This is a genomic window from Romboutsia timonensis, assembly GCF_900106845.1.
Lineage (GTDB): Bacteria > Bacillota > Clostridia > Peptostreptococcales > Peptostreptococcaceae > Romboutsia > Romboutsia timonensis.
Map to the genome: position 1 here is coordinate 1287178 of NZ_LT629850.1, position 21462 is coordinate 1308639.

Below are 21462 nucleotides of genomic sequence, written 5' to 3' on the forward strand. Positions count from 1 at the left end.
TTATGAAATTAAAATTCCAATCTAATCTACAATATCAAAATGATGCAATAAACTCCGTAGTAGACATCTTTAAAGGGCAACAAAGTAGACAGTCTAATTTTACAGTTTTAAATAGTAGTAATATAAATGAAAATCAGCAACAAATTGGTGTAGTTTATACTAATACAGGCATTGGAAATAGTCTTGATTTGACTTATGACGATGTTTTGGAAAATGTTCAAAAGATACAGATGAGAAATAATTTAAAAAGAAGTGAAAAGTTAGAAGGTATGAACTTTACTGTAGAGATGGAGACTGGTACTGGTAAGACTTACGTATATTTAAAAAGTATTTATGAGCTTAATAAAAACTATGGATTTACTAAGTTTATTATAGTAGTTCCTTCTGTAGCTATTAGAGAAGGTGTTTATAAAACTTTACAAATAACAAAGGAACATTTTAATAATATTTTTAATAATGAACCTGCAAATTACTTTGTTTATGATTCAAGTAAGCTAGATCAAGTTAGAAGTTTTGCTACTTCTAATACTATAGAAATAATGATTATTAATATAGATGCATTTAGAAAAAATTTCGAAAATCCTACCAAAGAAAATCAATCCAATATAATACACAGACCACAAGATAAGTTAAATGGACAAAAACCTATAGATCTAATAAAAGAAACTAATCCAATCGTTATAATAGATGAACCACAAAGTGTAGATACTACTGAAAAATCTAAGGAAGCTATAAAATCACTTAATCCATTATGTACATTGAGATATTCTGCTACACATGTAGATGAGTATAATATGGTATATAGATTAGATGCAGTAGATGCTTATGAAAATAAGTTAGTAAAGAGAATAGAAGTATTATCTATTAGAAGTGAAGATTCCTTCAATTTACCCTATATAAAATTAGTTGAAGTTGGAGAGAGAAAAGCTAAATTAGAGATAGACATACAAGATAAAAAAACAGGTGTAGTAAAAAGAAGTAAGAAACAAATAAAACTAGGTGATGATTTAAAAGAATTAACAAATGGTAGAGAACTTTATAATAATTATCTAGTACAAGATATAAGCTGGGGAGAAGGAAATGAGTATGTTGATTTTTCAAATGGAACTAGAATATATCTAAATGAGGCTATTGGTGATCTGGATGAAGATGCTGTAAAAAGGTTTCAAATAAGAAAAACTATAGAAGAACATTTGGATAAGGAAATTATGTTAAATAAGAAAGGTATAAAAGTACTTAGTTTATTCTTCATTGATAAAGTATCTAATTATAGAGAGTATGATAAGGACTATAACCATATTGAAGGTAAATATGCAAAAATGTTTGAAGAGGAGTATTCTAGACTTATTACTTTAGATAAGTATAGAGATAATGAGAATAAAGATTTAGAAGTATCACGTACTCATTATGGTTATTTTGCTTCAGACAAGAAAAAAGGGAAAAAAGTATACAAAGACACTAATGGAAATACAAAAGCTGATGATGAGTTTTATAACTGGATTATGAGGGATAAGGAAAAACTTTTAAGTATGGATAACCCACTTAGATTTATATTTTCACACTCTGCTCTAAGAGAAGGATGGGATAATCCAAATGTGTTTCAAATATGTACATTGAAAGAATCTAAAGGAACTTATATAAGTAGAAGACAAGAAATTGGTCGTGGCCTTAGACTTTGTGTAAATCAAGAAGGAGAAAGAGTTGAAGATTACAGTGTAAATAGACTTACAGTTATGGCTAATGAATCTTACTTAGAGTTCGTATCAGGACTGCAAAGCGAAATAGAAAGAGATACTAATATTAGATTTGGTATAGTGGAAAAACACAGCTTTGCTAATGTTAAAAGAGAAGATAATGATAACTTAGGTGAAAGCATTTATATGGGATATGATAAGTCAGAAGATCTTTATAGGTATTTAGTCAAAGAAGAATACATAACTGATAAGGGAAATGTAACTGATAAGCTTAAAATTGCTATAGACTCCGAAGCTGAAAGTGATGAAAGCTTAAAATTAGATAAAGAGTTTATAGATTTTTATGGTGGAATATATGAAGAGTTAAAGAAAAGAGTTAAAAACTATGAAATTAAAGATGCTTCTAAAAAGAAAAAAGTTCAGCTTAATAAGGCTATTTTAGAGAGTGAAGAGTTTATAAATCTATGGAATAAAATAAAATCAAAAACTATTTATCGTTTAAAATTTGATAGTAAAGAATTAATTAGAAAATCCATCGACGATATAAAAAACATGCCTAAAATAAATTCTCCTAGAATGTTTTCATCAAAAAACACTATAGACAAAATGTCAAGGGAAACAGGCCTAGAAGGAAAAACTGTTAGAGAAGATGAAGACAGATTAGAATATAATATACAATTGCCAGACATAATAACTGATTTACAAAATAAAACTAACTTAACTAGAAAAACGGTAATAGACATTTTAATTAATTCTAAGAGATTAGAAGATTTTAAAAGAAATCCTCAAAAATACATAGAGGAAGTAACTAAAATAATAAGAAAAAATCTAAGACTTATGGTAGTAGACGGTATAAGCTACTCTAAGTTTAGAGGCGGAGATTATTACTCTATAGAAATGTTCAATGACAGCGAACTCCTTACTTATTTAAATGACAAAATAGTAGAAAGTAAGAAATCTCCGTACAACTATGCTATATGTGATTCATATGTTGAAACTGAATTTGCCAAGAAATTTGAAGAAAGAGACGAAATTAAAGTGTATGTAAAGTTACCAAGTTGGTTTAAGATAGAGACTCCTATTGGAAGTTATAACCCAGACTGGGCAGTGGTCATTAATGAAATAGATGAAGAGAGACTTTATTTTGTAGTAGAAACTAAAGGTAAAAGTGATATCAATCTTCTTAGAGAAGAAGAACAATCTAAAATAAAGTGTGCTAAAAAGCATTTTGAAGCTCTTGGTGAAAAAGTTGAATTTATGGCACCAGAAAGCAACCCTGATGAATTTATTGAAAAAGCTAGAGATGTATTTGCTTAAAGTGTCTAAGACAATTGGATTTAATATTTCTACAGAAGCTTATACGAACTATAAATTTAATTTATATATTCAAAGTTTGATTTAATGGCTTAATGTTCGGGGTTTATAAAAATGGACCATTAAATTTTATACGTTCATATACGAATATTAATCCAAAACACTCAAATATATTTTAGTTGATTAGTATTAAAAAGAAAATCCAATAAAAATACTAAGCGTTGATAATAATATAGGAATTGTATAGGTAGAAACATTATAAGGTAGGTTTAAAGTTAATTTAGAATAATTAAGTGAAATAGAAAAATAGATTTTATAATTAAATTACTGAAAATAATTAAAAAATTTAAAAGATATGTAAATATTAAAATTTATAATAAAAACAAATTTGTATGTAAAAATGAATATGCATGCGTATTTATTATAATATAAATTGTAATTATAAAAATAATAAATACGCATGCATATAAAATAATGAAAGAAGAGAGCTATAGTATGCAATTTTCTATTATATAAAACTATCCTTTAAATGTATATTTAGGGTATAGTTAGTATTAAAATAAGCCACTTTCGTATAAAACCTATATTTTATAGCTAAATTACAAATTATACAAAAAACCAATTATGCATGCATATTTTATATTTGAATTAATAAATTATTTTTTATAATTTATTAATCATATTTTAATTAATTTAAATCTGATTAAAATCATTTATCAAACCTTAAACAACAAATCTAATCAAATCCAAAATTTATTAATTATATTCAATTTCTAAATCTTAATCTGATATCTTAAGAATCTTTTATCTATATGCATGCATATTCATTTAAATTGCATTATATAAATTAAGCTTCTTATTTCATCTATAATCTTTGCCTTATAGCTTTACAAATATATCAAACTATCCCTTAAATAAATCATACGTTTCAATATTTAAGGGATAGTTGAAATGAATGTTTATATGTGTTATTTTATAAATATGAAAAATTTTAGGAGATAATTTATATGGATGATAAAAAAATTATAAAAATACATAATAAATCAGATAAACCAGATAACATCGTATTTAAAGAGAATGTCTTAATAGAAAGATGTATAAAAGTAGAAAATAAACTACCTAAGTTTATGAAAGATTATTTTATCTATCTAAAAGGATCTGTAGCAACCTCTACTCGACTTGCTTATTTAGAGGATATTCACTTCTTTTGTGTTTATCTAACAGAAACAAAAGATATAACAAGTGCAGATAAACCTTTTAATATTACATTAGAAGATTTTAAAAAAATAAAGGCTAGGGATGTTAATTTATTTTTAGGTGACTATTGTAGTAGATATTATAAACATACTGAGAAAAGTACTTTAATATTTGAGAATAATAGTCGTGCATTAGCTAGAAAAAAATCATCACTATCTACTCTATTTAAATTTTTATATAGGAATGATCAACTAGATAACAACATAACAGATGGGTTTAACCCTATTAAGCTTCCTAAGCCTCAACCAGACGCTATAAAGCGACTTGAGATTGATGAAGTTGCAAAAATGTTAGATGCTGTTGATACTGGTTACGGTTTAACAGATAAAGAAAAAGTTTATTGGAGAAAAACTAGGCTTCGTGATAAAGCTATCTTAGCATTATTTGTTACCTATGGTCTTAGATTAAATGAGCTTCGAGAATTGAATATTTCATCTTTTAATTTTTCTAGAGGTGAATTTAAAATTTATAGAAAAAGAGGTAAAGAAGTTTTAATGCCAATTAACCATACCTGTGAATCTGTTGTAAAAGATTACATATTAAACGAAAGGCCTCAAAGTGAACTTTTAGAAGAAGAATATAAGGATACCCTATTTTTATCTCTTCAACGTAAGAGAATGGATCCTAAGGCTATCAGACAACTTGTAAAGAAATATACATCTATTTCCATGGAAACATCAAGAGAAAGCGGTTATAGCCCTCATAAATTAAGAGCTACTGCAGCAACTTCTCTAATTCAAAGTGGATTTTCTATATATGATGTTCAAAATTTACTAGATCATGATAATGTAACAACAACACAGCTTTATGCAGCACATAAAAAGCATGTTAAAAGAGATATTGTTAATAATTTTGAATGGATTGATGAAGATAAAGAGAATGAAAATAAAGAGTTAAATATTTAAAAAATGTTATTTTATACATTCAAGAACAAATGTTTGTATAAATATATTCATTGTGTTACAATATAATTATAAATTAAAATTAGAAAGGATAGCTTTTATGTATTTAGATTTAAGCCCAAAGCAAATATTGATACTAGAGTTTATCAAGGAACAAATTGCACTTAAAGGATATCCACCTTCAGTTAGAGAAACATGTGAAGCTGTTGGTTTAAAGTCTACATCTACCGTACACTCACATTTAAATAAACTTGAAAAATATGGATATATAAGAAGAGATGCAACAAAACCTAGAGCTATTGAAGTCTTAGATGGAAATAAAACAACATTTAATCATGAAGTACTTAATCTACCATTAGTTGGTCAAGTAACTGCTGGACAACCAATATTAGCTGAAGAAAATGTTGAAGAATATATCCCATTCCCTGCTAATTTTATAAAGGGTAATGATAACTTTGTATTAAAAATTAAAGGCGACAGTATGATGAATGCAGGTATTTTAAACGGAGATTACGTAATAGTAGATAGAAAAAATACTTCATCTAATGGAGAAATAGTTGTTGCCCTTATCCATAAAGAATATGCTACTGTAAAAAGATTTTTTAGTGAAGATAATAATATGATACGACTTCAACCAGAAAATGATTTTATGGATCCCATAATGTTAAATTGCAAAGATGTTGAGGTTATAGGAATAGTTACTGGGGTATTTAGAGTTATAAAATAAAAAAGATAAGGTTTCATTTCCTTATCTTTTTTTATTTCTATTTTATAAAGTGATTTAATTAAGCTAATTCTAAAGCTATCTCCATCATTTTAGTAAATGCTACTTGTCTTTCATGCGATGTTGTTTCTTCTCCAGTTAGAGGACAATCTGAAATAGTAAGTATCGTTAAAGCATTAACCCCAGCTCTAGCTGCATTCATATACAGAGCTGCTGCTTCCATTTCAACACAAAGAACACCCATCTTTTGCCATTTAGCTAAATTATCTAATCCTGCATCACTATAGAATACATCACTTGAAAGAATATTCCCAACTGCTACCTTTGTTCCTTGTTCTTTTGCAACTTCAACAGCTTTTTGCATTAATTCATAACTAGCTATTGGAGCAAAAGTTCCAGGTAAATTATATTGTGAAGCATAGTTTGAATCTGTACATGCTCCCATACCTATAACTACATCGTGTAGTTTTAAATCTTTGTTTATAGCTCCAGCTGAACCTACTCTTATTAAGTTCTTAACATTATAAAAATGTATAAGCTCATAAGAGTATATTCCTATAGATGGTATACCCATACCTGATCCTTGAACAGATATTCTTTTTCCTTTATAGTATCCTGTATATCCAAACATCCCTCTTACAGTGTTATATTGCACTACATCTTCTAAAAAAGTTTCCGCTATAAATTTAGCTCTTAATGGGTCTCCTGGTAATAAAACCGTTTCTGCTATATCACCTAATTTTGCATTGTTGTGTGGTGTTGGTGTACTCATTTATTCTGCCTCCTAATTTTGTTATTGTATGTACATATAATTAATGTATTCCCAAATAAATGATTATTAATTCATTTTTTGGCACCTATAGTAGTATACTATAAGTAAGATTATATTTTCTATACTATAAATGGAAATTTTTTATATGGAGGGATATTTTATTAAAAATAATCAGAAGCTTTCTATATTAATACTAATACCCATGTTAATCCTATCATTTATACTCACTTTCAAGTCTAAACCTATTGATAACAATGCAAAATCTACTATTTATAATTATATAGAATGCATTAATAAAAAAGATCTAGCTTCAATTTCAAAATTAGTTACAAAAGATAAAATTTCAGATTTAAAATTACAAATTGATAATATAAAAAGTATACATTTAATAAAAATTGAAGAAGAAACAGATATGAATTTAGTAAGTGATTACCTAAAAGATAACCCTCTACATGATAAAAACTTAAAAATCTTTAAAATAAACTATAGTGTTAATTATGAAAATGAAACAGATAGCAAAACTTATGAAAGTTTATGTTCATTAATTACTGACCAATCCGGTGAGTGGTTAATTAATGATTTTAATATAGAATTATCTAAAAAGTAGCTTAATTAGTTTAAGCTGCTTTTAAATTTATATATACGTTGTACTTATCATATTTATAATACTAATCTCATACATTTATTTATAGTTAATTTATAATGAATAAAAAATTTTACAATTGGTTGGTGAATTTAATTGAGATTATTGCGTACTTATAAAAAAAGTATAAAGATTGAAGCTCTTACTAGTATCTTTTTACTGATTGCAACTATATTTGCTTTATTTATTTATAACACTCCTCTAAAAAATATGTACGACTATATATTAAATGACATATACATAGTAAATGAATTTTCAATACATATGTTTATAAATGAATTTTTAATGTCTATATTCTTTTTAGTTGCAGGTTTAGAAATAAAGTCTGAAATATTATATGGTAATCTATCATCATTAAAAAAAGCTTCTTTTCCAGTCTTTGCATCTATAGGAGGTGTAATTGTTCCTGCATTAATATTTATATTAATAAATAAAAATAGTCAATTTTTAAGCGGATTTTGCATTCCTATATCTACAGATATTGCATTTGCAGTAGGTATATTTATTTTATTTTCTAATAAGTTCAATCCTGCTCTTAAAGTATTTTTATTATCTTTAGCTGTTGTTGATGACTTAATATCTATAGCTTTTATAGCCATTGTCTATTCTTTAGATATAAATTTTACATATTTGATAATTTCCTTTGCGATTTTTATAACTTTAATTATAGCTAATAAATTATTTAAAATAGAAAGTATTATCTATTATCTTATATGTGGACTTTGTTTATGGTATTTTGTACATTTAAGTGGATTACATTCTACAATAAGTGGAATCATATTAGCTATTACTATCCCATCAAAATCTTATACGTGTAGAAAAAGTACATTAGATAGATTACAATGTATATTAGTACCTATAAATAGTCTATTTATTATACCGTTATTTGCTTTTGTAAACACTGGAATATCACTTACATATAATATTGATTTAAGTAGTGCTAAACCACTTTATATGGGAATAATATTAGGACTTAGTGTAGGTAAACCTCTAGGTATTATGCTATTTTGTTATTTAGGAGATTTATTTAAGTTTACAGAAAAACCTAAAAACATAAGTTGGTTAGCTATATTTTTTGTATCACTTATTGCTGGAATTGGATTTACCATGTCTATATTCATATCAGAACTAGCATTTATTCATAACCTAACACTTGTAAATATAGCTAAAATGGCAATACTTATTTCTGCATCTATATCTATAGTAGCAAGCTTCTTAACAATAAGTATTTACATATATGTGTGTAAGTTAAAAAATAAAACTACAAGATTAACTAATAAATATTTAATATCTTAAAAAGTATTCTTTATAAATAATTCTAATTTATAATTCCATGTAATTAAGTATTTTACTTTATAAAATAAAGTTTTTATTATTTTGATTTTATTTTATAAAGTAAAATGCCATTTCTCCATATGGGCTGAGTTAAAAAAATAAAGTTGCTAGTACTAAAATAAGTAACCAAGTTTTACATATTATTACCTTGGCTACTTATTTACTATAAATATAATTTAGTCTCTATTCTTCTATCATAATCTGACCAAGTATCTTCTTTAGTATTTTCTTTAATTTGTTCTATTTTATTCATTGTAGCATCTACAGTGTCTGCATAATTTAATATAAATGATTCTTCCATATTACAAGCTCTAGGAGATCCATACTCTAATTTACCATGATGTTGAGTTATACACCCTTTAATACGTCTTATAAAGTCCTCACTAAATGGATAATCTATTTCATTTAAAGCTTTATCGATCATCTGAACTCCAATTACAATATGACCTTCTAACTCACCTTGAAGTGTATACTTAAATGGTCCTTTATAATCTAATTCATAAAGCTTTCCAATATCATGAAGTTTTGCACTTAAAACAGCCACTTCTCTTCTTTTACAGTTATATCTATCACAAAGTACTTTTGTTAAATACATTACATTTAAAGTATGTTCAGCAAGTCCTCCTATATAATTATGATGCATTGAAACTCCACCGATACCATGTTTAAATTCCTCTAAGAATTTTTCATCATTAAAAAAGTAATCATTTAGAATCTTTCCTTCTTCAGAAATTATGCACTCCTTTGTTATTTCTTCGATATCTGCCATAATATCATTTATAGGTCTTTTTACAGATGGTAAATAATCCTCTAAGTTAAAATCTTTTATATATTCAAAATCTGAAATATCAATAGTACCTTCTGTACTATCCTCTACTTCTATAACTTCTCCCATATTAAGATTTTGTTTAACTGACAACTTACCTTTTTTATATCCATTTTTATTGCTTAATAAATATACTTGTTTATTTCCGTCTTTATATAGCTTTTTCATAATCATAAACTTTGTATATGAATTTTTATTTTCAGACATAGTGCTGCACTCCGTTTCTTTTTTATTTAGCTAATGTATTGAATTTATTATATGCTGAATTTGTACTTATCATAAGTTAATATTAATATTAAAAATAAAGAAGCTATCCCTTAATAAAGTGTACCCTTTGTCAAGGACAATTTAAAAAAAGGTATTTCTAAGAAACAAGATGATTTCTGTACTGAACAGGAGTCATCTTGCTTAAATTCCATTGATATCTATAATTATTATAGTAATCCATATAATCATCTATTTCTTTTATCACTTCTTCTAATGTACTACATTTGCTAAGAATAACTTCATCTTTAAAATGCCCAAAGAATGATTCTTGTGGAGCATTGTCCCAGCAATTGCCTCTCCTTGACATAGATTGTTTTAAACCTAATTGCTGTACTTGCTTTTGAAATTTAGGACTCGTGTAATGAACACCTTGATCTGAGTGTAAAATAGCTTCGCTATGGAGTTTTAAATTCACATTTGACTTAAGTTTTTCTAGTGTATTTAAAACAATATCTAACCGTAGGTTATCTGAGACATAATGAGCTAATATTTCATTTGTAGAGGAGTCTTTTATTGTAGACAAGTATGCTTTTTTTCCATTTTTATAACTTAAATATGTAATATCTGTTAATAGCACTTTATATGGTATATCTTGCTTAAATTCTCTGTTTATGAAATTAGAAACAATAGTATGCTCTTTACTTGCTTTCATCATACGTCTGTAAGGATTCGCTTTTCTATACGGGCAAACTATTCCATATTTTTTCATTATTCTCCTAATACGCTTTAAATTATATATTATATTAAATCTATCTTTTAAAACCATTTTTATTTGTCTTGCACCTTTTTTACGTCCTTTAAAGTTAAAAGCTTTTAATACATTTTCTTTTGATAAAATATCTTTATCTTCTCTTGATTTTCTTAAATCCTTGCTTTCTGATGAGAAGTATTTATAATACCCAGAACGTGATACACCTGCAACTTTACATAAATAACTTATCATATTTTTAAGTTTATATTTTTTTATTGTAGACTTAATAATCTCATATTTTTCACAAGAAAATAAACTTACTTCTTCTTTAACACTCTCCTTTCTATCATATCTAACTTTTTTAGTAATTCATTTTCAGCTTGAAGTAACTTCATTTTAGCTTCTAGTTTTTTGTATTTTTCTTCTATTGAAAGATCTTTCTCAATAGGTCTTCCAGTATTGTATTTGCGAGTATCTGTAAGTTTTATAGCTCCGCCATTTTTAAAGGCCGTACGCCATCTGCTAGCAGAAGATTTAATCCTTTGCATGCCTATAATATCGATATTGAAGCCACACTCTTCAAATATTATTCTAGGAAGTTTACCATTGATACTTTCATTTATAAATATTTTTTTAAATTCATCGGTATAGGTAATACCTTTCGAACTTACTTTCTTAATGTATTTGTTTTGTTTTAATATTATTATTTCCTGTTCTGTAAATAATTTTTTACTCATTAAAATTTTCTCCGATCTAATTATTATTTATTTAATTATATACAAAAATACCCTATAGAGTAGACCTTTTTATTAGTTGTCTACTCTATAGGGTACATTTTATAAAGAGATAACTTCTTTATTTTTAATGTTAATTAAATTATAATAGCTTTTCTTTCCATTCATCTACTTTAAATCCTATAACTACATTTTTACCATCATAAGCTATAGGTCTTTTTATAAGCATTCCGTCACTTGATAATATATCTAAAAGCTTTTCATCTGATTCGGTTTTAACGATATCTTTTAAACCAAGTTCTCTATATTTTACTCCACTAGTGTTAAAAAACTTTTTAAGCTCATATCCACTTACTTCATACATTTCTTTTAGTTCTTCTTTACTTGGTGGATTTTTAACTATTTCTATATTTTCAAATTCTAAATTATTTTCCTCAAGCCAAGCCTTGGCCTTTCTTACGCTAGATCATTTTGAATATCCATAAAATTTTATCATCTTTATCATCCTTTCTATTATATATCTATATACCCTCAAATAAATAATCTAATCTAATTTATTCCAAGGTACAACTTCGACTTCTCCAAACCATCTTTCTTTAAGTCTATTCGAGTACTCACCTTTATAGCCTATAAAAGAAAGAACTATAAGCTCAATATACTTTGTCCCTATTTGGATTATATTCCACATATCTTCTACTGTTAAATTAGCTCTATTATCTTTTCTAACCGGATGAACTATCTTGTTTCTAAAATATATTACAAGATCTACTCCATCATCAAACTTACCTCTTATCCAATCATCAAATAATTCAAGCTCATCACTTCCATGAGGTATATTACAAGCATTTAAAACCAATTTAATATTTTTAGAAGCATTATTTTGATCAAATTGCTCATCGTCTAATAAACCTTCTTTTTCTACAAGAATTATATATGAAAGAGCTTCTAAGGCAATTTGAATCGATATTATATTATTTTCTAAGGTTATATCTCCAAGTGATTCTATATACCAATCTATAACATGTTTTATAGCTGGTCCATAATAACCATCCTCTAATTTATTACACATAAGTGACAAATACTTTTCTATGTTATGATGATTTGAAATAGTGTCTGTCCAAGTTGGAACAAATCTAAAAGGTGTAACTATATTTTCTATCCATAGTCTATATGTATTATTATTATTTTTATATCCCTTAGCAAGACATATGCCTATATACCTACCACACATAAAACTAAGTGCTGTAGATATTCTATCTAAGCAATTTATAATACTATTAGTTTTAAAAGGTCTATTATCTTTTCGCCTAATGCGACCTATATGAGTTATTAGGAAACCTGATTTAGATTTTAGTTCATCATTAAGCTCTCTTCTATAATCATATCTTTTATCTATAGTAATATGAAAATCACCTATATCAAACTTTATTCTGCCTGCAAATAATTTATCAACATGCTTTATCAAATCACCTGGAAACTTATCTAAATTAACTATATTAAAATCAACATAATCTACAAAAGAATTTTTCGATTTTATATGATTGTCATTTATATAACCCTCCATATTAAAATCATTTCTAGAATTTATAGTTATTGAGATTGGTTTATATCCATACATCTCAAGTATTGCATTGTCATAATCTAATTCTAAATCAACATCCTCGTCTTCAACGAATAGTATTTGTGCTTTAAAATTTATAGATATGGGAGGAGTCATTTTGTAATAGATTATACCACTACATCTATATTTTCTGTCTAAGTAAATACAGAAACGTCCTTCATAAATGCTTATATCTTCATCTATTTTGTACCTTAAATATTCAGAAGATATTGCATTTTTAATTACTTTAGCCATTTACCCACCCCTGTAATATTATAGTATATATTATTATATCATAATAAGTAGTTTAATATATAGATTTAAATTTTTAATATTATGGTATATAATTAATAAAATATGAAAATAAGAGGTGAATGACTTGATAACTATAATATCTCCTGCAACTACTATGAATTTTGATAAAGATAGTAATTTAGAAAACTCTTCTAATCCAGTATTTAAAGAAGACGTAAATTATCTTATAAGTATACTAAAAGAACTAAATATAAAAGAAATAAGCGATTTAATGAATTTAAGTGAAGATTTATCTAAATTAAATTATGATAGATATCAAAACTTATTAGATTCTAATAATAAAAAGCTTCAAAGTATACTTGCTTTTGACGGAGAAGTATTTAATTCTATGAATACTTCAGATTTTAATGAATATGATTTTAACTTTGCAAATGACCATCTAAGGATTTTATCTGGTTTATATGGAATATTATCCCCTTTAGATTTAATAGAGCCTTATAGACTTGAAATGAAAGCTAAACTTGAAAATAAAAATGGAAAAGATCTATATAAGTTCTGGAAAAGTAAAATAACAGATTACATCATTAAAGAATTAGAAACTCATGAAAATAAAGTACTAATAAATTTAGCCTCATCAGAATATCTAAAATGTATAGACTTAAAACCTATAAAAAAAGATTTTAAGTTTATAGATGTAGTATTTAAAGATTATGATTTAAAAACAAATACATATAAAGTAAAAGGACTTTATGCTAAAAAAGCTCGTGGATATATGTGTAGATTCATAATAAAAAATAAAATAGATTCTGTTGATGATTTATTAAAGTTTAATATTGAAGGTTACACTTATAATGATGAACTATCGAACGGGGAAGTAATAACATTTACAAGAAAAAATATATAAATAGAAAGAGTGTCTATTATTATATTAACCATATTTAGACACTCCCTTTTTGTCTTTTTAGTTTTCTAAAGTATAATCGTACGTTTACTTCTAATCCTATTAATATAGACCAACTACTTAAATAAAGCCATGTTATTAAAACTATAATTCCACCAATACTGCCATAGATAACTTCATAATTTGAATAATTGTTAGTATAGTAAGAATAGAAAAAAGATATTAAAAACCATGCTAATGTAGCTATTATAGACCCAGGTATTACATCTTTTGTTTTTATATTCTTATTTGGTGTGTACTTATATAAATTAATCATTATAATTACAAGTGTAGATACACCTACTACATATCTAAGAATATTCCAAAGATATATAAATATCTTATCTAATCCTATAAGATTAAATATAAAGTATCCTATGGATTCTCCAAAAACCAATAGTATTATAGATGAAAAAATAAGAACAAAAATACTTATAGTAAAAATAAAACTAATTATAAATACTTTTATAAATGATCTTGTTTCTTTAACATTATAAGATTTATTCATCCATCGAATTAATGATCTAATACCCCTTGACGATGTCCATAAGGTAAAAATAAAACTTAATATTAAAAATCCTAAACTTTTATTCTCAATTGCTGAATTTATTATAGACAATATTATATAAAATGCACTTTCTGGAATAACATTTTTTATTATTAAAATAGACTTATTTAAATGAAACGTTGGTATATAAACTATAATACTTATAGTAAATATTAAAAATGGAAACATAGATAATAATAAATAAAAAGACAGTTCAGCAGCTTTGGAATTTATTTCACTATAATTAAATTTTCTAGAAACACTCCTAATATATTCTGCATTTAATTTCTTCATATATTACCCCTATAAAATTTGTATCTATATTATACATAGTATTTTAGATTGTATATATTAATTACTTATATTTTAAATTAATTTATATTATAAATTAGACTCTCTATTTACTTATATATCATTTAAAATAAAAGAGTTCTATTTAGTGAAAAGCAACACTATATAGAACTCTTACTACATATTATTATATTAAACTATTAACAGAAAAGCTTACTAGCAGCTTCTTTGTTTTCTATAACTAGACTATTAACAGTAGAATCTATGTATTTATTTATATTATTAAGCTTATTAGTAGCTTCATTTTCATCTATACCTTTTACGGCTATATAGAATTTAAGCTTCGGTTCAGTTCCAGAAGGTCTTATAGCAACCCAAGATCCATCTTCTAAGAAGAACTTTAACACATCAGCTTTAGGAAGACCATCTACACCCTTTGAGTAATCTTTCATATCAATCACTTTAAAGTCTCCCATAGAACTTACTTCATTTTCTCTAAAGTAGCTTATAATATCTTTTATTTTAGCTAAACCTTCTATACCTTTTAATGTTATTGATATAGTTTTTTCTTTAAAGAATCCATATTTTTCATATAAAGACATTAAACCTTCATATAAGCTCATACCTTTTGAGTAGTAATAAGCAGCCATTTCAGATATTAAAACTGAAGCAACTACACCATCTTTATCTCTAGCATGAGTTCCAACTAAGTATCCATAACTTTCTTCATATCCGAATAAGTAAGTTTTTTCATTATTATTTTCTTCAAATGACTTAATCTTTTCACCTATAAATTTAAATCCAGTTAAAACATTTAATACTTCTACATTATTAGCTTTAGCAATATCAGCACCAAACTCAGATGTAACTATAGTTTTTATAAGTGTAGAGTTTTCTTTTAACTCACCTTTTTCTTTTAATCCTTCTATTATGTAGTCAGTTAAAAGTCCTCCTATTTGGTTTCCAGTTAAAAGTGCATAATCTCCAGTAGTAGTCTTAACAGCTACACCAACTCTATCACAATCAGGATCAGTTGCTATAACTAAATCAGCACCATTTTCTTTAGCTAATTCTATACCTCTAGTTAAAGCTTTTTGCTCTTCTGGGTTAGGATATTCTATACCAGCAAAGTTAGGGTCTGGATTTTCCTCTTCTTTAACAACTAATATATTTTCAAATCCAACCTCTGATAAAGCACGTCTTATTGGTTTATTACCAGTACCGCAAAGTGGAGTAAACACTATTTTAAATTCTTTTCCTACTTTTTCTATTAACTCTTTTCTTATAACTTGTTTTTTAACAGCTTCAATAAATTCAGTATCTGCTTTTTCATCTAATGTCACAACTAAATTTTTATTTTCTTCTGTTATAGTAGGTATTGTACTATAATCATGTATGCTGTTTATTTCTTCTGTTATAGCATTTGCAATATGTGGCATAACTTGAGCTCCATCTTCCCAGTATACTTTGTATCCATTATATTCTGGTGGATTGTGACTAGCAGTTATAACTATACCAGCTATAGTATTTAAGTTTCTAACTGCAAAAGATAACTCAGGAGTAGTTCTTAAAGAGTCAAATATATATGCTTTTATACCACAAGCCGCTAATGTATTTGCTGCTTCTATACAAAACTCTCTAGACATATGTCTATTATCGTGAGCTATTACAACACCTCTATTTTTTTCTTCTTCAGTAGTGTTCTTTATTATGTAATTAGCAAGACCAAAAGTAGCTCTTCTTACTGTATATATATTAATTCTATTAGTTCCAGCAGCTATAACACCTCTTAATCCTGCTGTACCAAATTCTAAATCCTTGTAAAATCTATCTTCAATTTCTTTTTCATTACCTTCTAAATTTAATAGTTCTTCCTTAGTTTCTTTGTCAAAGTATGGATTATTTCTCCATTCATTATACTTATCCATATAGTTCATTATAAAAATGCCCCCCTTAAATTACTTATATTTTGATGTTATCTATTTATGTATATTTTATACTGTTTTAATATTTTAGTAAAGATTTACTTATATAGTCAATAACTGGTACTTACTTTTAATTTAATATGTATATGTCAATTGTTCGTCTTCCCCAGCTATATGCATCTGTTTCACTTCCCATAAAGATATCTATTTTATTTCCTTTTATAGCTCCACCACAATCTTCTGCAGTAAATGTCATATTAAATTTTGGAATATATACCTTAGTTCCATAAGGAATTACTTTTGGATCAACAGCTATTGTTCCCCATTTAGGTTTTGTACCTGTTGCAGTTATTGTGCCTGTTGCATAAGCTGTTGAAACAACACTCATTTGCCTCGAGTTACTTCCCCTTGAAGCTACCATAATCTCTTCTTTTATTCCCTTTTTTATAACTTTATTAGTTGGACTCTTTACTACTTTTTCTGATACTAGATTTTTATCAACTAATTTACCATCTTCATAAATTAGTTCATATATCATTTCTTTTTCTCCATCTTTTCCTTCCTGATCTATTTTAGTTTCTCCTTTTGATAAATTATCATCTTCATTTATAGTTATTTCAAACGGTATTTTTTCATACTCTTTTTTCTCTTTTATATCAACATTTACTATATTTATTTCCATATAGTCTTTTAGCTCATCATTTAAATTAGGTGTTATCTTGTCATTATTATCGTATTTTATACCTTTTTCATCTAATAAGTCCTTTATATTTTTTTTAAATGATGATGTGATTATAACTTTATCATTTACAATTATTTTGATTTGTTCTTTTTTTAGTGTCCAATATGAAAACAATGATATTATCAGTATTAAAACAGAAAATAAAAATACAACTATTTTATGTTTCTCCTTAATCCTCATATTCTCCTCCTTAAAATTCATATTATTTTCAAATTTATCCGTGCTATAGCTTGTTTTTAAATATATATTAATAAATTAAAAAAATATGTAACAAATTTGTAACGCATATAAAAAAATAAAGAGAATAGAATTACCTATTCTCTTTAAAACTATTTTTAAAATATATTCGTCATAACTACATTTCTAAGAATGTATTTAAGTTTATAACATTTTAGTATACCACTTTATAGTATCTAGTATCCCTTTTTCAAAACTATATACAGGCTTCCAATTAAGAGCTGTTTTTATTTTTGTTGAATCTATAGCATATCTTAAATCATGACCTGGTCTATCATTCACATATTTTATAAGTTTTTCTGATTTTCCAAGTTCCTTTAAAATTATTTTTACAACATCTATATTTGATTTTTCATTATTTCCACCTATATTATATATTTCTCCAATTTTCCCTTCGTGTATTATTAAATCAATAGCCGTACAATGATCATATACATGTAACCAATCCCTTACATTGAGTCCATTACCATATACAGGAAGATTATCATTATTTATAGCTTTAGATATCATTAATGGAATTAACTTTTCTAAGTGTTGGTAAGGTCCATAGTTATTAGAGCATCTGGATATGGTTATAGGTAAGCTATATGTTCTATAGTAAGATTTTACTAGCATATCAGCTGATGCTTTTGAAGCCGAATATGGTGAACTTGGATTTAATGGAGTCTTCTCAGTAAATAGGATACTTTTATCATCTAGTGGTAATTCTCCATAAACTTCATCTGTAGATATTTGATGAAATCTTTTTATATTGTATTTTCTACAAGCATCTAATAATACTTGAGTACCCAATATATTGGTTATAGTAAAAATTTGTGGGTTTAATATTGAATTATCTACATGAGATTCAGCTGCAAAATTTATTACTATATCAAATTTTTCGTTTTCAAATAATTTAAATATAAATTCTTGGTCTACTATATCTCCATGTATGAATCTGTAGTTTTTATTATCTTCAATATCTTTTAAGTTATCTAAATTAGCAGCATATGTTAGCTTATCTAAATTGATAACTTGATAATCATTGTACTTTGATAATATATAATGTATGAAGTTAGACCCTATAAAACCAGCTCCACCAGTTATCAATACCTTTTTCATATTAATAAATCCCTTCTTCGTATTAAATAGTCTTTTAATGCATCTTCCCAATGAGGCAAAGGTTTAAATCCATACTCAATTAATTTATCTTTACTTAATTTACTATTCAGTGGTCTTTTAGCTCTAGATGCATATTCATTACTGTTTATTGCCTTTATATCAATATTTATATTAGCTAATTTAAATATAGTATCTGCAAACTCATACCAACTACAATATCCTTCATTAGTCGCATGATATAATCCATATTTACTAGTTTCAAGCATATCTACTAGAAGCCTTGATAAATCTTTTGTATATGTTGGAGATCCTATTTGATCATTTACTATACTCAATTGATTATTGGCTTTAGAAAGGCGTAACATAGTTTCTATAAAGTTCTTTCCATTAATATTAAATACCCAAGATGTTCTAACTATATAGTATTTATCTAGTATCTCCTGCACATATTTCTCACCAGCTAGCTTACTTTCTCCATATATATTGATAGGGTTTGTTTCATCATTTTCTGTATATTCACCATCCTTTGTTCCATCAAATACATAATCTGTACTTATATAAATCATTGGGATATCTAATATTTTAGCGCATTTAACTATATGTTTCGTTGCAGTTGCATTTATTTTTATACATAAGTCTTTTTCATCTTCAGCTTTGTCTACTTGTGTGTATGCAGCACAATGTACTATAGCTTCACAGTTACTATTTAATATATAATTTCTAATACTATCTTCACTACATAAATTAAATTCAGAGCGATTTGGTGATAGTGTAGAATAACCTCTTTTTAATAATTCTTTTACAACATCGCTTCCTAATTGACCAGTAGATCCTGTAACTAATATATTATTCATTGTAATCAATCTCCGTTGTATTTAAATGGACTATTGAATTCTTTAAAAGTAGAATGGAGTTTATCTTTATCTGATAGTATTATTTCATTTATATCCTTTATTGGCCAATTTATATTTAATGTAGGGTCATTCCAAAGTATTCCAGATTCAGCATTATGATTATAGAAATCAGTGCATTTATATACAAAGGTTGCCGTATCAGATAATACTAAAAATCCATGAGCAAACCCTTCTGGTATATAAAGCTGTCTTTTATTTTCTTCTGAGAGTATTACACCCTCATATTGACCATATGTGGGTGATCCTTTTCTTAGGTCTACTGCTACGTCATATACCTCTCCTTGTGTTACTCTTACTAGTTTTCCTTGAGTATTTTGTGTTTGAAAGTGTAGTCCTCTTAGGACCCATTTTTTAGATTTAGATTCATTATCTTGGACAAAATTCATTTTTAGACCTGCTTCAAAAAAATCTTTTTTGTTGTATGATTCAAAAAAGTATCCTCTATTGTCTCCATATATATTTGTCTCTATTATATATAGATGTTTTATTTTAGTCTGTATAAAATTAAACTTATTCATATTAATACTCCTATATGGATTTTATTGTTTTTTAATATAATATATTTCAATCTTTATTATTTTTATATTAAATCACATCTTTTTTTTAACTCATCAATATATTTTTCCATAATCGGATCATAAACTTTATTACAATCTTTATCTATTCTTGTAAAAAATTCTTGAATATACTCCTCATTAATATGTTTCCCATTTTTTCTTCTACACTTCTCAATACAGTCTTCCCTTGATTTAATGTAATAATGATTTATACGAATTTTATTACAAGTTGAATTCTTGAAAAAGCAACTTTCAATGCGTTTTCCATTTTCACTTACACAATAAAAAGGTTCTCTATATATAGCTGAGTGTGGCTCTATATTAAATGCAATAGTAACTCTTGGATTACATATTGTTTTTATATGCTTATTTAAATCATAATTATCATATGCTCTGTACTTATAATTTTCAACTACTAGCCCATCTATTTTTTTTTCATTATATGAAGATCCGTACACTCTCCAATTAATTCCTATACCCCCACAATTTTCATACCTATAAAATATGTCATCAATAACTTCTATTATATTCTTTCTATTTACAGGTACAATAAACTCATCTACGTCAATAAAACCCATATATTTAGTATCATATTTGTATTTATATAAAGAATCATTATACGCTGCCAATTGAGCTTCTAGCCGAGTAGAGTAAACTCCTTTCGTAGGCCAATAAGTGTAAGTTACAATTCCTTGACTTATATAACTAGATAATTTTTTATATAAATCGTCACTACTTTCATTGTCATAAATATAAAAATGAGTTACTCCTATCATTCTGTGAAATTCAATCCATTCTTTAATATAAAAAGCTTCATTTTTTACTATTAAAGTAAGTGATAAAATATCATTATTAACAATTATATTTTCTTGTACTTTATCTAATAAACTACCCGTTATATTGTCTAATACTATTAAAACATTATCTTTATTATCTTCATTAATTATATGAAGCAAATCGTCATTATATTTATTTAAGATATCTATAATTGTATTATTCTTCAAGCAAGAATATTCTTCTAAATATTGTTTAAATTTAGTAATAATCTTTTGTATATTATCAACAGCTATATTAATTGATAGATTATTGTTGATTAATAAATTTCGTTCTTTCTTAATGGATGATTTTATGCTTAATGTTAGATTAATGATATCATCATATACTTCTTTAATCAAATAGTAAAACTCCTTTCAA

17 protein-coding genes and 1 pseudogene are annotated in these 21462 nt (G+C 26.2%); 6 read left to right on the forward strand and 12 right to left on the reverse strand.

The annotated features are described in order from the left end of the window. Positions 1-2: 2 nt before the first annotated feature. The 3 genes from BN7997_RS08655 to lexA all read left to right on the forward strand — a co-directional run bounded on the left by BN7997_RS08655 (position 3) and on the right by lexA (position 5894). Positions 3-3011 carry a type III restriction-modification system endonuclease gene (locus BN7997_RS08655; RefSeq protein WP_071120411.1) on the forward strand — a complete coding sequence of 1003 codons (3009 nt, stop codon included), beginning with the start codon at positions 3-5 and terminating at the stop codon, positions 3009-3011. Between the two features lie 1004 nt (positions 3012-4015). Next, positions 4016-5170 carry a tyrosine-type recombinase/integrase gene (locus tag BN7997_RS08660; RefSeq protein WP_071120412.1) on the forward strand — a complete coding sequence of 385 codons (1155 nt, stop codon included), beginning with the start codon at positions 4016-4018 and terminating at the stop codon, positions 5168-5170. A 97-nt stretch (positions 5171-5267) separates the two neighbouring features. Beyond that, on the forward strand, positions 5268-5894 hold the full coding sequence (gene lexA, locus BN7997_RS08665; RefSeq protein ID WP_071120413.1) for a transcriptional repressor LexA: 627 nt from the start codon (positions 5268-5270) through the stop codon (positions 5892-5894). Positions 5895-5952: 58 nt separating this feature from the next. Here lexA and deoD read toward each other — a convergent pair whose 3' ends face one another. After that, positions 5953-6663, reverse strand: coding sequence for a purine-nucleoside phosphorylase (gene deoD / locus BN7997_RS08670; protein WP_071120414.1), 711 nt, complete (start codon positions 6661-6663; stop codon positions 5953-5955). A 145-nt stretch (positions 6664-6808) separates the two neighbouring features. On the opposite strand from deoD, the gene BN7997_RS08675 reads away from it, so the two are divergent. Next, the gene (locus BN7997_RS08675; RefSeq protein ID WP_071120415.1) at positions 6809-7270 is read left to right on the forward strand and encodes a DUF4829 domain-containing protein; all 462 of its coding nucleotides are present in this window, start codon (positions 6809-6811) and stop codon (positions 7268-7270) included. Positions 7271-7411: 141 nt separating this feature from the next. Beyond that, on the forward strand, positions 7412-8602 hold the full coding sequence (nhaA, locus tag BN7997_RS08680; protein WP_242873441.1) for a Na+/H+ antiporter NhaA: 1191 nt from the start codon (positions 7412-7414) through the stop codon (positions 8600-8602). A gap of 202 nt (positions 8603-8804) precedes the next feature. Here the strand turns inward: nhaA and BN7997_RS08685 are convergent, their stop codons facing one another. From BN7997_RS08685 to BN7997_RS08705, 4 genes and pseudogenes are all read right to left on the reverse strand, one after another. Further along, positions 8805-9674, reverse strand: coding sequence for an HD domain-containing protein (locus BN7997_RS08685; protein ID WP_071120417.1), 870 nt, complete (start codon positions 9672-9674; stop codon positions 8805-8807). 157 nt (positions 9675-9831) lie between these two features. After that, positions 9832-11162, reverse strand: a protein-coding gene (locus BN7997_RS15250; protein WP_408638337.1) for an IS3 family transposase whose coding sequence is annotated in 2 segments (ribosomal slippage) — positions 9832-10775 and positions 10775-11162 — 1332 coding nt in all. Because the reading frame shifts where the segments join, the coding sequence is not laid out codon by codon here. Positions 11163-11301: 139 nt separating this feature from the next. Beyond that, a pseudogene (locus BN7997_RS08700) lies at positions 11302-11613 on the reverse strand (Spx/MgsR family RNA polymerase-binding regulatory protein); the annotation flags it as partial. Positions 11614-11703: 90 nt separating this feature from the next. After that, positions 11704-13014 (reverse strand): YopA family protein, encoded by a 1311-nt coding sequence (locus BN7997_RS08705; RefSeq protein WP_071120418.1) that lies wholly within the window; start codon positions 13012-13014, stop codon positions 11704-11706. A gap of 124 nt (positions 13015-13138) precedes the next feature. Here BN7997_RS08705 and yaaA point away from each other — a divergent pair, with 124 nt between their 5' ends. Then, on the forward strand, positions 13139-13918 hold the full coding sequence (yaaA, locus tag BN7997_RS08710) for a peroxide stress protein YaaA (RefSeq protein WP_071120419.1): 780 nt from the start codon (positions 13139-13141) through the stop codon (positions 13916-13918). A 34-nt stretch (positions 13919-13952) separates the two neighbouring features. Here the strand turns inward: yaaA and BN7997_RS08715 are convergent, their stop codons facing one another. The 7 genes from BN7997_RS08715 to BN7997_RS08745 all read right to left on the reverse strand — a co-directional run bounded on the left by BN7997_RS08715 (position 13953) and on the right by BN7997_RS08745 (position 21443). Further along, on the reverse strand, positions 13953-14795 hold the full coding sequence (locus tag BN7997_RS08715; protein WP_071120420.1) for a YihY/virulence factor BrkB family protein: 843 nt from the start codon (positions 14793-14795) through the stop codon (positions 13953-13955). A 197-nt stretch (positions 14796-14992) separates the two neighbouring features. Then, positions 14993-16729, reverse strand: coding sequence for a phospho-sugar mutase (locus BN7997_RS08720; protein ID WP_071120421.1), 1737 nt, complete (start codon positions 16727-16729; stop codon positions 14993-14995). A gap of 118 nt (positions 16730-16847) precedes the next feature. Further along, a complete protein-coding gene (locus BN7997_RS08725) occupies positions 16848-17639 on the reverse strand; it encodes a 3D domain-containing protein (protein WP_071120422.1) in 792 nt (263 codons plus the stop codon). A 201-nt stretch (positions 17640-17840) separates the two neighbouring features. Further along, positions 17841-18797: a dTDP-glucose 4,6-dehydratase gene (gene rfbB / locus BN7997_RS08730; protein WP_071120423.1), complete on the reverse strand. Its 957-nt coding sequence runs from the start codon at positions 18795-18797 to the stop codon at positions 17841-17843. Next, entirely contained in the window at positions 18794-19651 is an 858-nt protein-coding gene (rfbD, locus tag BN7997_RS08735) for a dTDP-4-dehydrorhamnose reductase (RefSeq protein ID WP_071120424.1), read from the reverse strand. The genes rfbB and rfbD overlap by 4 nt, the downstream gene beginning before the upstream one ends. Positions 19652-19656: 5 nt before the next feature. Then, positions 19657-20229 carry a dTDP-4-dehydrorhamnose 3,5-epimerase gene (gene rfbC, locus BN7997_RS08740; RefSeq protein WP_071120425.1) on the reverse strand — a complete coding sequence of 191 codons (573 nt, stop codon included), beginning with the start codon at positions 20227-20229 and terminating at the stop codon, positions 19657-19659. A gap of 62 nt (positions 20230-20291) precedes the next feature. Further along, a complete protein-coding gene (locus BN7997_RS08745; protein WP_071120426.1) occupies positions 20292-21443 on the reverse strand; it encodes a glycosyltransferase family 92 protein in 1152 nt (383 codons plus the stop codon). Positions 21444-21462 lie beyond the last annotated feature (19 nt).

Excerpts from the sequence above, each read along its gene's own strand:
- BN7997_RS08655 (WP_071120411.1), top strand. The coding sequence starts at position 3 with ATGAAATTAAAATTCCAATCTAATCTACAATATCAAAATGATGCAATA.
- BN7997_RS08660 (WP_071120412.1), top strand. The coding sequence starts at position 4,016 with ATGGATGATAAAAAAATTATAAAAATACATAATAAATCAGATAAACCA.
- lexA (WP_071120413.1), top strand. The coding sequence starts at position 5,268 with ATGTATTTAGATTTAAGCCCAAAGCAAATATTGATACTAGAGTTTATC.
- deoD (WP_071120414.1), bottom strand. The coding sequence starts at position 6,663 with ATGAGTACACCAACACCACACAACAATGCAAAATTAGGTGATATAGCA.
- BN7997_RS08675 (WP_071120415.1), top strand. The coding sequence starts at position 6,809 with ATGGAGGGATATTTTATTAAAAATAATCAGAAGCTTTCTATATTAATA.
- BN7997_RS08685 (WP_071120417.1), bottom strand. The coding sequence starts at position 9,674 with ATGTCTGAAAATAAAAATTCATATACAAAGTTTATGATTATGAAAAAG.
- BN7997_RS08705 (WP_071120418.1), bottom strand. The coding sequence starts at position 13,014 with ATGGCTAAAGTAATTAAAAATGCAATATCTTCTGAATATTTAAGGTAC.
- BN7997_RS08715 (WP_071120420.1), bottom strand. The coding sequence starts at position 14,795 with ATGAAGAAATTAAATGCAGAATATATTAGGAGTGTTTCTAGAAAATTT.
- BN7997_RS08720 (WP_071120421.1), bottom strand. The coding sequence starts at position 16,729 with ATGAACTATATGGATAAGTATAATGAATGGAGAAATAATCCATACTTT.
- BN7997_RS08725 (WP_071120422.1), bottom strand. The coding sequence starts at position 17,639 with ATGAGGATTAAGGAGAAACATAAAATAGTTGTATTTTTATTTTCTGTT.
- rfbB (WP_071120423.1), bottom strand. The coding sequence starts at position 18,797 with ATGAAAAAGGTATTGATAACTGGTGGAGCTGGTTTTATAGGGTCTAAC.
- rfbD (WP_071120424.1), bottom strand. The coding sequence starts at position 19,651 with ATGAATAATATATTAGTTACAGGATCTACTGGTCAATTAGGAAGCGAT.
- rfbC (WP_071120425.1), bottom strand. The coding sequence starts at position 20,229 with ATGAATAAGTTTAATTTTATACAGACTAAAATAAAACATCTATATATA.